The organism is Nesterenkonia haasae (genome assembly GCF_010119385.1).
Taxonomy (GTDB): Bacteria; Actinomycetota; Actinomycetes; order Actinomycetales; family Micrococcaceae; genus Nesterenkonia; species Nesterenkonia haasae.
This window is the reverse complement of the sequence record NZ_VFIE01000051.1, coordinates 307-508: the sequence shown is the minus strand read 5'-3', so window position 1 is coordinate 508 and position 202 is coordinate 307.

Here is a 202-nt window from a genome sequence, read left to right as displayed (position 1 = left end):
GAAAAGGCCGCCGCAAGGCGGCCTTTTTCCTGTGCGGTCAGTGCGATTGCCGGGTGCGGTAGTCCCGCAGCACCTGGTCGATCACTGCACTGGTGCGGGCGGCGCTGATGCCGTTCGAGGGCGAGTGCCCGTTGCCGCGCAGTTCGTCGACGAGGGAGGCGATCAACGACTGCTGGATCGACGACGGGTTCGGGATGTCGAA